Genomic DNA, 13,162 nt, shown 5'->3' on the forward strand with positions numbered 1-13,162 from the left:
GGGCTTTTTTTATCTTATCTCCCGCACAACCTCGATCAGCTGGGTCGTCGAGATGGCCGGTGTTCGCGGTAGATAGATCACCTGGCACAGAGGTTTGAGATGATCAAACTTGCCTTGCCAATCATCGCCCATCACCAGGATATCGGCCTTATGCGCCTTGATATATTCCGCCTTTAACTCCAGCGATTCCTCCAGAAACACCTCATCGACACAGGCGAGCGCCTTGACGATGCGCATTCTGTCGCGTTCGTTACAGATGGGATAGCGCTGTTTCTTGGAGAAATTCAGCGCATCCGAGGAAACGCCTACCGTCAGGTGCTCCCCTAACGATCTGGCGCGCTCGATAATGTTGAGATGTCCGATATGAAACATATCGAAGGTCCCGAAAGTAATAATTCTCATGAAGCCTCTTCGGACAAAAGATAATCGACGATGCGCTGACTAGAGTGGCCATCAACCCGACCGGCCAACTCTAGAGTGTACTCTGCCCGCTTAGCAGCAAATGACTCGGGCTGGGCGATCTGTTGATCCACCACGGTTTTGAGCTCCTTGTACGACGCCGCATGAGCGGCCACACCGGCATAACGGTAGAGATCTTCATCCATGCGATTCTTGAAACGGAAACTTAAGATGCCACGATAACTCCAGCGCAGGTGGTAAAAATCACACCAGACCACGGGCTTATCCAAGGCCGCAAACTCAAACAGCGCCGACGAGGCGTCGCTGATCAAGAGATCGGCACTGGCCATGAAAGGCAAGAGGTTCGCCTGCTCAACAGGTGCCAGGTAGACGTTATCAAAACTGCCCCAATGCTCCAGCAGTTGCTTCTGTTTCTTATAGCTGGGTTTGCTAAGCGAAAAATAGTGCGGCTTAAGCAAAATGTTGTATTCGCTAAAGGCGCTGGGCCAATCTTTGGCCATCTTCTCTATGCTGCTGGGATAGAAGGTCGGCGCGTAAAGCAGCGTCGGCTTGGCAGGATCTAAGCCTAATGCCGCCAGATCCAGGCCGGCCTCCCTGCCCTGCACGATAGGATCCAGCTTGGCATAGCCGGTATCGATAAAAGTCTTATGGGGAAAGAGCTGCTGTAGGCGCTTGAGGCGATATTCCCCCTCGACGAAACGCACATCCATATCCGATTCGGACACAGTGTAATAGCAGGCCTTAGGGCCGATGCCGTGCTGCATCAGGGCGGTCTTGCAGATCCCCTTGAGCTTAGCGGCCGCATCGAAGCTGTTGCCAAAGATCACCCAGCTGGGTTTCTCCTTCAGGTAATAAGCGAGCGCCTCCTCCTGAGAGTCGACCCAATGGGCCTCCAGGCCATTCTGCGCCACCAGGGCATCGAGCGCCGCCTGCTGATCCTGACTGCGATAGATCACGAAGCGCACTACTTGCCCACGCGCCTGCAACTCCTGCATGACGGGCAAATATTGCGGCAAATAGTATGGATGCAGAACATCAAAACAGATCACAATCAATCTTCTCGCTGGTTATCGAAACCTTTGACCCGGCGCGAGGGACAGCAGATCGCCGCCAAACACTCAACCTAGCCTCAGTCTATCAATGGGCATACTGGCGCAGATTGTAACACATTCCATTAATACTACAGCCAATTTGTCACCTCGCCAGGCGAAAGCCTGACCAGTGAGCCCGGCGCAATTGGCGCCGAGTCACAAATGAGCGAACGCATAGTCCCGGGTCACTGGCAAATAGCCATTGGCCAAGGTTTTCTCTGTCAGCAAAGCCATGTATCCTTAAGCCACTTTTATTTTATCGGCTAGGGCACAATGTCTCTTATTCCAAGTGAACGATTAGCACAGGCAAGACGCCTCCTCTTTGTTTCCCCTTTGGCGCTGGGCGATTTTCTCTATATCAAGACCTTTCTGGCCGCACTCAAACAGCAACATCCAGCACTCGAGGTGGATATCTGGCTCGACGATAACCGCAACAACCAAGACAGTTGGCGCCTCTCTCGCAGCAAGATCATGCAGCAGTGGATCGCCGCCGAGCCCGCCTTTAGCCGCAGCTATGGCTGCAGCGACAGCAAGGCAATGCAGGACAAACAGGTCGAGGCCGCCAAGGCCCTAGATTACGACCTGGTGATAACTCACTCAGGCAGCAAGAGCGAGCAGTTTTCGGCACTGGCCAGACGCATCAGTCCCAAGGGCTTTATCGTCACCAGCCTGGCCAAATCCAAATTTGGCGGGCTGCTCGACCCCTGGTTTTTTCGTCACAGCGACAAGACCTTTAAGATAGATGTGGCGGCCCTCGGCGAGCAGCACCATATTACCGATCGCTACTATCAGCTGCTGCACAGAGTTGCCGGGCTGACACTGGATAAATCGGCCTTCATGCCGTCGCTGGCCATCACGCCAGAGGTTACCGAGACGGCAAAGGCCTGGCTAAGCAAGACCTTTCCCGGTCAGTCTCAGGGCAGGCTCTATTTTCTCAACCATCTGTCGACCAATAAGAAGCGCGACTGGCATCAGTCTCAGCTGTTTGAATTGATCGCCCGCCTCACCGAGCAGGCACCAGACAGCCGCTTCATCGTCAACAGCACCCCGGAAAACTTTAGCGCCCTCGAGCAGGCCATCGACGATGAGCCTAAGCTAGCGAACAGCCAGGTCGCAGTCTTTACCGTGCAAGACAACTTCTTCGAGCTGCCGGCGATGATCGCCGCCGCCGATATGGTGATCACGGTAGAAACTGCCATCATGCACTTCGCCACCGCCAGTCAGCGACCGCTTATCGCCATGATGCGGCAGAAAAAGCCCTACTGGGCGCCGCCGGAAACCGCCAGCGCTAAGGTGCTATACGCCTCGACAGGCAAGGGCTATGTTAGCGATATCGGCGTCGACGAGGTGATGGCCACGCTTGCCCAGATGTCTGGCCCCCAGATGTCTGGCCCGCAGATGCCTAATACCCAGATATCTGACGACGAGAAGCCAGCCGCCCATTCACAGTTAAGTTCATAACAGCCAAGGCCCCATTATGAAAAAAGCCATCTTCACTCTCGCCATTGGCGACAATCCCATGTACCGCGCGGCGCTAAAAAGCTTCGAGCGCTACGCCGAAAAGGTCGGTGCCGATCTCGTGGTATCGGATCGACTGCACTACAAGATCCATATCGAAAATCCTAAATACTCGGCCAGCCCGGCCTGGCCCGAAAAGCTCTATACCGCCGAGTTATTGAAGCAATACGACAGGGTGCTCTATCTGGATGCGGACATCATGGTGACGCCATGGGCGCGAGATATTTTCGAAGAGTATCAAGATCTTGAGACTGTCTACATGTTCGACGAAGGTCCTTACACCGACCGCACCATTCCGGTAGGCGAGATCAATGCCGCCTTCGACGCCGTCGAGAACTGGCCACAAACCGATGGCCACTACAGTTACTACAACTTCGGCATGTTCCTGATCTCTAAGGAGTGCCCCCTGTTTGAACTCGCCACCCTGGAAGGGATGCAGCAGGTGTGTAACACGGTTAAGTTCTACGATCAGACCTATGTGAACTACGTCATTCAGAAGAACAAGATCAAGAACCAAGGCGTCGATGCGGCTTTCAATCGCATGGATCTGCTGGGCAACGAAGATTATCGCAAGGCCGACTTTATTCACTACGCAGGTCGCGGCTACCGCATCAAGTGTCCGAGCCGCGAGATCCGCTATGTCGACGACTACTGCCAGATGTATGGCGATACCCTGACACCAGCAGAGATCAAGCAGCTCAAGCTAGACGCCTGGAACCTCTATACCGCCAACCTAAAGCGTAAGAGTGGCGTTCCCCAGGGACTACTGAACTTTATCGGCAAGCCAACTCTGGGACGAAAGTGGCTTAAATAAAAGCGGCTTAAATAACGGTTTATATAAATAAGCAATTACTTAAGTTCTGGGGCTGCAAACACTAACAGTTGCAGCCCTTTTCACACCACAGTCCACCAGCCTTTCGCTCACCTTTGCAACCGCAGATTTACCCCCCAATAACAGCGACACCCATGCATTAACACAAAACCAGCTAATCAATTGAAAAGGTAAGACTTATCCCCTCTAACGAGTAAAATTCCGGCCAAGATTATCACTCGTTAAGGCGCCATGAAGACCTCACTCATCATCACCACCTATAACTGGCCCCAAGCACTAAATGCTGTGCTCGCCAGCGTCCAGAGGCAAAGCCGGCTTCCCGACGAGGTGATCATCGCCGACGATGGCTCAGGCCCGGCAACACGCGAGCTTATCGACACTCTCAAGGCCAGCTTTCCCGTCCCGCTGATCCACAGCTGGCATGAAGACAGGGGCTTTCGTCTGTCAGCCAGTCGCAATCGCGCCATAGGGCTGGCCCGCTTCGACTACATCATAATGATCGACGGCGATCTCGTGCTGCACCCAGACTTTATCGCCGATCACCTTGCCGTCGCCGAGCCCGATTGCCTGGTGACGGGCAAACGAGTGAAGCTGGGACCGGCCCTAAGCCAGCGGATCTTGGCAGGCGCCGCGCGCCCCTGTCTCTTCTCACCAGGCATCGCCAGGGGCAGAGAGCAAGCGCTTCGCAGTCGCTGGCTATGCGAGAAAAGCGGCTGGGGAGCGCCGGACTCGATAGAGGGCATACACGGTTGTAACCTCGGATTCTGGCGGCGAGATGCCCTGGCCATCAACGGCTTTAATCAGGCGTTCGAGGGCTGGGGCCCTGAAGATAAGGAGTTTGCCCTGCGCATGTACCACAACGGTAAATGGCGCAAGCGGGTAAAGTTTTATGCCGTCGCCTTTCATCTACATCACAAGGAGAGCTGCCGCCAGCAGCTGGCCAGCAACAATCTTTTGTTTCAGCACACGCTTACCCAGAGGCCAATTCGATGCACCCAGGGCATAAGTGAACTCGGCTCTTAAGGTGACTGGCAGAGGCTCAGATAGTCGGCGACTATCTTATCGATTGCCACCTGAGTGAGGATCTCACTGTCGACAAGGCTAGGATAATGCTCCAAGGCCTGATCTAGCTTACGACTCAAGGCCTCACTATCCCGCCTCGGCACCAGATATTCGGCAAGCTCTTTTGTCATGATCTCATCCGGCCCATGGGGGCAGAGGGTGCTGACCACGGGCGTACCACAGATCAAAGACTCGATTAGCACGGTCGGCAGGCCCTCATAATCGGAACTCAGCACTAAGAGGCGCGCCGCCTTGATCCAGGGAAAGGGGTTGGCCTGAAACCCGGGGCAGATGATGCGATCGGCCACGCCATGCTTCTTAGCCAGCTTCATCGCCTTCTTGGGGTTGTTGCAAAGTAGCACAAGTGGCAAGGGCTTATGCATCTTGGCAAGCGCCTGGAACAGTATGTCATGACGTTTCTGGCGGGCGACGCGACCCACGTGGATAAGGAATTCTCCCTTAGGGATATCCGGGTTCACCTCATCGGCCTTTGCCCTTATCGCCTCGACATCGAAGGGATTGTAGATGGTGCGCACACTGCGAGGCACGATTCGACCGCTTTGGTTGATCTCGCGTGCTATCCCCTTGGACACAGTGATCAATGCCTGGCCGTTCAGTGCCCGCTTGGCTCTGAGCATGGTGAGATAGGAGATAGGCCCGAGTTTACGCTCGCGCTTCAACTCCTCTTCGATAGAGTTATGCACCACGATATAGAGCGGCGACACTCCGGCGCGGGTCAACAACAGATTACTCTTGTCCAGATTAGATAGAATCAGATCGAACTTACCATGTATCTGCTCGAGTCCGTCGATCCACTGCTTCACTCTGGCCGCCGAGCGGCTCAATCGCCACCAGGCGATGATATGACGGTCGCGCTCATCGAAGCAGACATGCAGGGGAATATCCGCTGGCACGGCATAATCATAATGTGGGGAAAGCACCAGCAGGTGCGGCTCATGCCCTAGGCGTTTCAGCTCGGCCGCCAGGGTCAGAACTATCTTTTCGGCCCCGCCACCGGCGAGGCTGTCTATGGCCAAGCCGATGCGTTTAGCGCTCACCGGTGAGCCCCAAGAGTCGTTCAATCTCCGCCATGCAGATATCTAGCCCCTTGGCCTCGGCCTCTCTATCCATATTGACAGTTAACTGCTGAGCGGTCTTGGGTTCCAGCAGGCGCTGCACCTGAGTGCACATGGCATCGAGTTCGATATCACAACTCAGCGCCAGGCCTCGCTGCACGCAGCGCTGGATCCGCTTGGGCTGATCCTTGGAGACGGCCACCGCCAGCGTCGGCACCTTGAGGGCAATTGCCTGCAACAGGGTGTCGCCACCGCTCAGCACGGCGCCCGCAGCGCCATCGAGTAGATTGATAAACTCAAGGCTGGAGAGTCGCTCTATGGCCACTACGCCCTCTAGCTGAGGTAGATCTTGGGGGTAGTTAGGGCCAAACACCATGACGCTGGGGATCCCCGTCTTTCGATAACAGGCCTGCGCCACCTGGGCGAAGCGTTCGGCGGCCAGCGTCGAGCCGATATAATGTCCGCCAGAGCCGGCACTATAGAGAAGATAACCCTTTGGCTCCAGGCCGTGCGCTTGCTGCAAGGCGCGCTGCAAGGCGCTATCTGGCCGCGCGAAGATAGAGCCGGTAAAGATGGGCTCGGCGCGGTTGATCAGGTTTAACTTAAAGCGGTCGAAACGACTGATATCGCCAATCACAAACTCGGGTTGCACCACCCAATGGCTATCGGTGACCAAGGCCCTCTCAAGCTTCATGCCGCGGGCACGCTTGCGTTTGTGTTGACTGATGAAGACCACCTTGGCGCCGCTACGGTTGGCATGTTTTAGCTGGGCCTTGCGGCCGGCGGCATCGAAGATCACTAGGTCAGGCTTGAGCCTGGAGACCAGCTGATTCACCTCTTTCACACGCTTGGTGGGGGTGTCGTTAACCAGGTGGGTCGGATAGGGACAATGTTTGGCATAGGGCGCGCGGCTATTGAGCACGAATTCAACCTGCGCCTGCGGCCAACGCTGCATGATCTCGTCGGCCACTATGGTGGAACGCATATATTCACCTATGCCCTCTTCACAGGAGACAGGTACAAACAGAAATTTTGGCGCCACTGACATTGACGATATCCCTAAAAATGAATGGGAAAACCCCATCTTCCCTCATTGCATGACTCAGCCGACGGGGGCCAGATGAGCCAATCAAACCTGAAGTCTACCATTAATCGCCAACCCCTGGCTAATGGCTGGCGTGTGACTGCGACTCGCTAACTTGGTCACCGGCGCTGGCTTGCGCCAGGCGATCAAACTCCGCCAGCACGGGCGCCACCTGAATCATCTCCATCAGGTGCTCTCCCTTGGCACGGGTTCCCCAAGGCACCCCACCCGCATGTTGCTGAGCGATCGCCTGATCATAGACGCTGACCACGCTGTCTAAACAGGTGTAGGGGCCGGTGCGCCCAGGATTGGAGTGGGCGTAGAGGCCGATCACAGGCGTGCCCTGAGTCACCGCCATATGGGCCGGGCCGGTATCTGGCGCCAGGACGATACTCGCCTGTTTCAGAAGCGCCAGAAGCTGGGTCAGCGAGGTCTTGCCCACCAGGTTTTCGATGCGGGGATCGCCATGTGAAAGGATCGCCTCTGCCAGCTGACGCTCCATAGGAACCGGACCACCGCAGAGCAGCACACGATAGCCTTTTTCCAGCGCATGGTCCGCCACCTTGGCATAACGCTCGGGCAGCCAGTTTCGCTCGGCCTTACTGGCGGCGGCGCAGATCACTAAGGTCTTGTCTCCATCTGGGATCAGCTGGCGGGCAAACTCGGTATCCGCGGCGGGCACTGGAATCTCCCACTTAGGCTTAAGATCCGTGACGCCCACGGCCTTGGCAAAGCCCATGAAACCCTCGAGCACATGGGGCGTTGCCAAGGGCTCCACCCTATGATTGGTCACCAGCCACTGCCCCTCCTTGGCCCTGGCGCGATCGAAGCCCAGACGCACCTTGGCCGAGATAGCCAAGGAGGCGATGGTTGCCCTCAGTGCCACCTGCATATGCAGCAGCAGATCGAAACGACGTCCCTTGAGGGCGCGGTGCAGATTGAAATAACTGCGCCAGCCCTGGGACTTATCGAAGATCACAAACTCGACGCCGGGCAGATGCTTGAGCAGCTGATACTCCACCTTGCCAATCACCCAGGTGATCTTAAGAGCTGGATACTGGCGCTGAATCGCCTGCACCATGGCCACCGCATGACACACGTCACCGATCGCAGATAAACGTAAGAGACACAAAGAGTGGGCAGTCTGCAAATTCAAGCTCATATAGGGGCCGCTGAGAAATAGTAAGGGAGTAAGGATCCGCAACGAGTTTAATGTAGAATGTCACTAGGTTCCATGATTAGGCCGCCATAGGACGAACTTTCTTTAAAACCTATGGCCCTGTATACCGGTCGGATGACACGATGAAGATCCTCAATACTTCCATTCCAGACGTTAAGCTGCTCGAGCCTCAGGTGTTCGGCGATGAGCGCGGCTGTTTTTTCGAGACATTTCGTCAGCAGTGGTTTAAGGAGCACCTGGTGGATCTGGACTTTGTGCAGGAAAATCAGAGCCATTCGCTGCAAGGCACACTGCGTGGGCTGCACTACCAGCTTAGACAGCCTCAGGGCAAGCTGATCCGCGTGGTCAGCGGTGAGATCTTCGATGTATGTGTCGATCTGCGCCTCAATAGCCCAAGTTTCGGCCAATGGACGGGGCACCACCTGTCGGCAGACAACAAGCACCAGCTCTGGGTGCCACCCGGGTTCGCCCACGGCTTCTATGTCATCTCTCCCGAGGCCCACTGCCTCTATAAGTGCACCGACTATTATGCGCCGAATGACGAACACAGCATCCGCTGGGACGACGCCAGTCTCGCCATCGATTGGCCGCTACTCAACACACGGTCGCCAATCCTGTCGCCCAAGGACAAGGCCGCAGGCACCTTTGCCGAGGCCGATTACTATGAATAGTAGCCAGCAGCACCCGTTAGCCGGGCGCAATATCTTGATCACCGGTGGTGCTGGCTTTATCGGCTCGGCCTTGATTCGCCACCTCATCGCGCTAGGCGGTTGCCGCGTGGTGAACTATGACAAGCTTACCTATGCCGGCAACCTGTTGTCGCTCGAATCCATCGCGCAAGATCCCAATTACCATTTCATCCAAGCCGATATCTATGATGGCGATACCCTGGGCAGAGCCCTAAGGCAACACCAGATAGATCTGGTGATCCACCTTGCGGCGGAGACCCATGTGGACCGCTCTATCGAGGGGCCCAGAGCCTTCATCGACACCAATATTGTCGGCACCTTCGAGCTGCTGCAGCAATGCCTAGACTATTACCGCAAGCTGCCGACGGAGGTAGCGGCACGCTTTCGTCTGCACCATGTCTCGACCGACGAGGTATTTGGCGACTTAGGCTCAGACGAGACTGGATACTTTAGCGAGCAATCTCCCTACGCCCCCAGCTCACCCTATTCCGCCAGCAAGGCCGCGGCGGATCATCTGGTTAGGGCCTGGCATCGTACCTACGGCCTACCTGTGGTGCTGTCGAACTGCTCCAACAACTATGGCCCTTATCAGTATCCGGAGAAGCTGATCCCCGTAACCCTGCTCAACGCCCTGCAGGGAAAATCGATTCCCGTCTATGGCGACGGCAAGCAGATCCGCGACTGGCTCTATGTGGACGACCACGCCCAAGCCCTGTGCCAGGTGGCCGCTCGGGGCGAGCTAGGCGAAAGCTACAACATAGGGGGCATGAATGAGATGACAAATCTCGAAGTCGTCAGCCTCATCTGCGATCTGTTAAATCAAAAAGTCACCGAGAAGCCCAACGGCATCAGCGACTTCAGGCAACTCATCGGCTTCGTCAAAGACAGGCCCGGGCACGACACCCGCTACGCCATTGACGCCAGCAAGCTGAGCCTCACCTTAGGCTGGCAACCTAGCGAAAGCTTCGCCAGCGGCCTGGAGAAGACGGTGGACTGGTATCTGACGCACCTGGATTGGTGCCATCAGGTCGCGGACCAGTCATGATGAGCAAGTCGTAATGGGCCAAGCGCGATGAAACCGATAGTGAAACAAATAATGAAACCGATATTGGTGATCGGTCGTTATGGGCAGGTTTCCCAGGCGCTCAAGGCGACTCAGCCAGAATGCTACCAGGTGGACTATCTGGGCCGTGAGGCGCTGGATATCCGCGACAGTAAGGCGATCGAGCGGCTATTAGACCAGCAAGGCTATGGACTGGTTATCAACGCCAGTGGCTATACCCAGGTCGATGCCGCCGAGACAGACTGTCAGGCCGCCTTTGCCCTCAATCACCTGGCGGTAAAGGCACTGGCCGAGCACTGCGGTAAACGTGGCATCCGGCTTATCCACCTTTCCAGCGACTATGTCTTCAACGGGGTCTTCGATGGTTTTTTTGATGAGGCTTTTAAGGGGAAGCTCGATAAACAACAGTGCCAGCCCTATCGCCCAACGGATGCGCCTAACCCGCTCAGTCGCTATGGCGAGTCAAAGTGGCGCGGCGAGCAGGCAGCGCTGGAATATGGCCAGGGCCATGCCTGCATAGTGCGCACCTCATGGCTCTACTCCCCCTTCGGGCATAACTTTGTCAAGACCATGCTGACCCTGATGCGCCAGGGTAAACCGCTTAAGGTTGTCGACGATCAATGGGGCACGCCAACTTCGGCGATGGCACTGGGGCAGTTTATCTGGCAACTCATTCAAGTGACAAAGCCAGACCCCATCTACCACTGGAGCGATCTCGGCGTCACCAGCTGGTATGAGTTTGCACGGCAGATATCAGATAGCGCCTATGCATTGGGGCTTCTCGATAAGCCAGCAAGCATCAGCCCCATTAGCACCCAGGAATACGGTGCGGCGGCGCCTCGCCCGCACTACAGCGCCCTGGATACCAGTAGCTCCCAGGCTATTTTGCCCGCCAAACGCTGGCAGGATAATCTCATCCAGGTGCTGCAACAACTGGCGAAAGAGGGCTGACAGGGCGCCAATATCGGGTACAATTCCCACTAGCGACCATTTAAGCCTGTTGAGCCAGTGAATCTATGCAAATAAAACCCACCGATGCCGGTTGCATCGTCTTTAGCCAAGCTTCGCTCAAGGCGATCACCCCAGATTGGTTTACCTTCGATTACTGGCAAGACCTAGGGGCCATCACAGGCTCTTCAAAGGGCCGCTACACCACCTGGTTTGTCAATCCAGCGCCTCTGAGTAAGGCGCCCGAGGAGGAGTGGGTACTCAGACACTATTATCGTGGCGGCATGATGGAGAAGTTCAGCCGCGATGCCTATCTCTATACCGGGCTTAAGCGTTGCCGGGCGATCGCCGAATTCAACCTGTTGGAGCAGCTGTTTAAGGAAGGATTTGCGGTGCCTGAACCTGTGGCGGCGCAGATCCAGCGCAGCGGCCCCTATTATCGCGGCGATATCATCATCAAGCGGATCCCGGGCGCTCGCGATCTGGTGGCCGAGCTAAGCCAGGGGCCTATGTCGGATGAAAAATGGCAGGCGCTCGGTGCCTGTATCGCCAAGTTCCATCGCCGCGGCGTCTACCACGCCGATCTCAATGCCAAGAACATACTGCTGGCCGGAGAAACCTTTACCCTGATCGATTTCGACCGCGGCGCGTTAAAACAGCCTGACTGCAAATGGCAACAGGCCAACCTGGATCGCCTGCTCCGCTCCTTCAACAAGGAGAAGGGCAAGACACCCGAACTGCACTTTAACCAGGAAAACTGGCAGCAGCTGTTAGCGGGTTACGCCCAGGCCTAGCCGTTAATCAGATCTCTGGCCAAGTCGAACTGGGCCGTCAGTGCCCCCTTATTGGCCTCGACTACTTCAAGCCCGGCCTCTCTGGCGGCCAGATAGGCCGCCTTATCGTCAAACTTATGCACCAACTGCTGCGCCAACTCATCGGCATCCTTCACTAAGGCGAGGGATCCCGCGTCCTTGAGTAAGCCAGTGATCTCAGCAAAATCCCAGTGATGTAGCCCCACATAGACAGGCAGGCCGATGGCCGCCGGCTCCAGTGGATTATGGCCACCATTCTCAATCAGGGTACCGCCGACAAAAGCCTGATCCGCCGCGCCATAAAAGCTCAGCAGCTCACCCATGGTGTCGCCCAGCAGCACCTGAGTCTGGTCATCCACCGCATCTTGTTTACTTCTGCGTGCCAGCACTAGCCCTGCGGCCTTCACCCGACTGGCCGCCGCATCAAACTGCTCTGGATGCCTCGGCACCAACACCAGGAGGGCATGGGGGAAGCGCATCAACAGGCTCTTGTGCGCGGCGAGCATGATATCAAACTCCCCCGGATGCACGCTGCCCGCTACCCAGACCGGGGTCTCCATCCGCTGCCAGGTCTTACGCAGCTCTTTTGCCTTCTCTAGCAATTCTGGCGCTATGTTGAGATCGAACTTAAGGCTTCCCGTGACCTTTACCCGCTCGGCCTCGACGCCCAGGTCGATGAAACGCTGCGCCGCCTGAGGCGACTGGGCGGCGATCAGATCCAGTGAGCGCAGCATGGGCAGCGACAGCTTGGGCCGGCCGCGATACTGGTTGGCCGACTTCTCCGACAGACGGGCGTTGGCCAGCATCAGCCTGACACCCCGGCGTTTGGCCTGATGAATGAGGTTCGGCCATAGCTCCGTTTCCATGATGATGATCTGCTTAGGCTGCAGCTGACTCAGGAAACGCGCCACACACAAGGGGAGATCGAAGGGCAGATAGCAGTGCTGTACGCTTTCACCAAAGGCCTTTATCACCTCGGCCGAACCTGTCGGACTCGTGGTGGTGATGGTAATACTGAGCTCAGGGTAGGCCGCCTGTATCTGTTTAATCAGCGGAATCGCCGCCAGGGTTTCCCCCATGGAGACAGAATGGATCAGCAGATCTGCCCGCGACAGTTTCGACAGACCAAAGCGTTCGCCCCAGCGACCACGGTAATCCGGGCTCTTGATCGCCCGAATCGCCAGATAGAGAATCAGCAGAGGGCTTAGCAGATACAGCAAGGCAGAATAGAGGGTACGATTCATAGGGGACGGCACTTATACAGGGTCAATTTACTCATAGACCTTAATAGTAACATATGCCGCTGGACGACGGGCGGCAAACAGACGCTGGCAATAAGCCTCACGTTGATTTATAAATCGGCAGAAAAACAGGGGGTTAATCTTAA

General features: G+C 56.1%; 13 protein-coding genes. 7 read left to right on the forward strand and 6 right to left on the reverse strand.

The window, feature by feature from the left end; genetic code table 11:
* Positions 1 to 9 precede the first annotated feature (9 nt).
* Together K0H81_RS19415 and K0H81_RS19420 are read right to left on the reverse strand one after the other, a co-directional pair.
* On the reverse strand, positions 10 to 402 hold the full coding sequence (locus K0H81_RS19415) for an FAD synthase family protein (protein ID WP_220059405.1): 393 nt from the start codon (positions 400 to 402) through the stop codon (positions 10 to 12).
* Positions 399 to 1,469 carry a CDP-glycerol glycerophosphotransferase family protein gene (locus K0H81_RS19420; RefSeq protein ID WP_220059406.1) on the reverse strand — a complete coding sequence of 357 codons (1,071 nt, stop codon included), beginning with the start codon at positions 1,467 to 1,469 and terminating at the stop codon, positions 399 to 401. Before K0H81_RS19420 ends, K0H81_RS19415 begins: the two co-directional genes overlap by 4 nt.
* A gap of 315 nt (positions 1,470 to 1,784) precedes the next feature.
* Here K0H81_RS19420 and K0H81_RS19425 point away from each other — a divergent pair, with 315 nt between their 5' ends.
* From K0H81_RS19425 to K0H81_RS19435, 3 genes are all read left to right on the forward strand, one after another.
* The gene (locus K0H81_RS19425; RefSeq protein WP_220059407.1) at positions 1,785 to 2,972 is read left to right on the forward strand and encodes a glycosyltransferase family 9 protein; all 1,188 of its coding nucleotides are present in this window, start codon (positions 1,785 to 1,787) and stop codon (positions 2,970 to 2,972) included.
* 16 nt (positions 2,973 to 2,988) lie between these two features.
* Complete coding sequence (locus tag K0H81_RS19430) at positions 2,989 to 3,843, forward strand: glycosyltransferase (RefSeq protein WP_220059408.1); 855 nt, start codon at positions 2,989 to 2,991, stop codon at positions 3,841 to 3,843.
* A 249-nt stretch (positions 3,844 to 4,092) separates the two neighbouring features.
* Entirely contained in the window at positions 4,093 to 4,884 is a 792-nt protein-coding gene (locus K0H81_RS19435; RefSeq protein ID WP_220059409.1) for a glycosyltransferase family 2 protein, read from the forward strand.
* Here K0H81_RS19435 and K0H81_RS19440 read toward each other — a convergent pair.
* The 3 genes from K0H81_RS19440 to K0H81_RS19450 form a co-directional block, all read right to left on the reverse strand.
* Complete coding sequence (locus K0H81_RS19440) at positions 4,881 to 6,005, reverse strand: glycosyltransferase (RefSeq protein ID WP_258406338.1); 1,125 nt, start codon at positions 6,003 to 6,005, stop codon at positions 4,881 to 4,883. The two genes, K0H81_RS19435 and K0H81_RS19440, sit on opposite strands and share 4 nt — an antisense overlap.
* Positions 5,971 to 7,047 (reverse strand): glycosyltransferase family 9 protein, encoded by a 1,077-nt coding sequence (locus tag K0H81_RS19445; RefSeq protein WP_220059410.1) that lies wholly within the window; start codon positions 7,045 to 7,047, stop codon positions 5,971 to 5,973. The genes K0H81_RS19440 and K0H81_RS19445 overlap by 35 nt, the downstream gene beginning before the upstream one ends.
* A gap of 118 nt (positions 7,048 to 7,165) precedes the next feature.
* Positions 7,166 to 8,245: a glycosyltransferase family 9 protein gene (locus K0H81_RS19450; protein ID WP_220059411.1), complete on the reverse strand. Its 1,080-nt coding sequence runs from the start codon at positions 8,243 to 8,245 to the stop codon at positions 7,166 to 7,168.
* A gap of 140 nt (positions 8,246 to 8,385) precedes the next feature.
* On the opposite strand from K0H81_RS19450, the gene rfbC reads away from it, so the two are divergent.
* From rfbC to K0H81_RS19470, 4 genes are all read left to right on the forward strand, one after another.
* Entirely contained in the window at positions 8,386 to 8,934 is a 549-nt protein-coding gene (rfbC, locus tag K0H81_RS19455) for a dTDP-4-dehydrorhamnose 3,5-epimerase (RefSeq protein WP_220059412.1), read from the forward strand.
* Positions 8,927 to 9,997 carry a dTDP-glucose 4,6-dehydratase gene (gene rfbB, locus K0H81_RS19460; protein WP_220059413.1) on the forward strand — a complete coding sequence of 357 codons (1,071 nt, stop codon included), beginning with the start codon at positions 8,927 to 8,929 and terminating at the stop codon, positions 9,995 to 9,997. Before rfbC ends, rfbB begins: the two co-directional genes overlap by 8 nt.
* A 51-nt stretch (positions 9,998 to 10,048) precedes the next feature.
* Complete coding sequence (rfbD, locus tag K0H81_RS19465) at positions 10,049 to 10,966, forward strand: dTDP-4-dehydrorhamnose reductase (RefSeq protein WP_220059414.1); 918 nt, start codon at positions 10,049 to 10,051, stop codon at positions 10,964 to 10,966.
* A gap of 65 nt (positions 10,967 to 11,031) precedes the next feature.
* The gene (locus K0H81_RS19470; protein WP_220059415.1) at positions 11,032 to 11,757 is read left to right on the forward strand and encodes a 3-deoxy-D-manno-octulosonic acid kinase; all 726 of its coding nucleotides are present in this window, start codon (positions 11,032 to 11,034) and stop codon (positions 11,755 to 11,757) included.
* Here the strand turns inward: K0H81_RS19470 and waaA are convergent.
* Positions 11,754 to 13,019 carry a lipid IV(A) 3-deoxy-D-manno-octulosonic acid transferase gene (waaA, locus tag K0H81_RS19475; RefSeq protein WP_220059416.1) on the reverse strand — a complete coding sequence of 422 codons (1,266 nt, stop codon included), beginning with the start codon at positions 13,017 to 13,019 and terminating at the stop codon, positions 11,754 to 11,756. The genes K0H81_RS19470 and waaA overlap by 4 nt on opposite strands.
* Between the last annotated feature and the right edge of the window lie 143 nt (positions 13,020 to 13,162).

Origin of the sequence: Shewanella halotolerans (assembly GCF_019457535.1) — a bacterium.
Lineage (GTDB): Bacteria > Pseudomonadota > Gammaproteobacteria > Enterobacterales > Shewanellaceae > Shewanella > Shewanella halotolerans.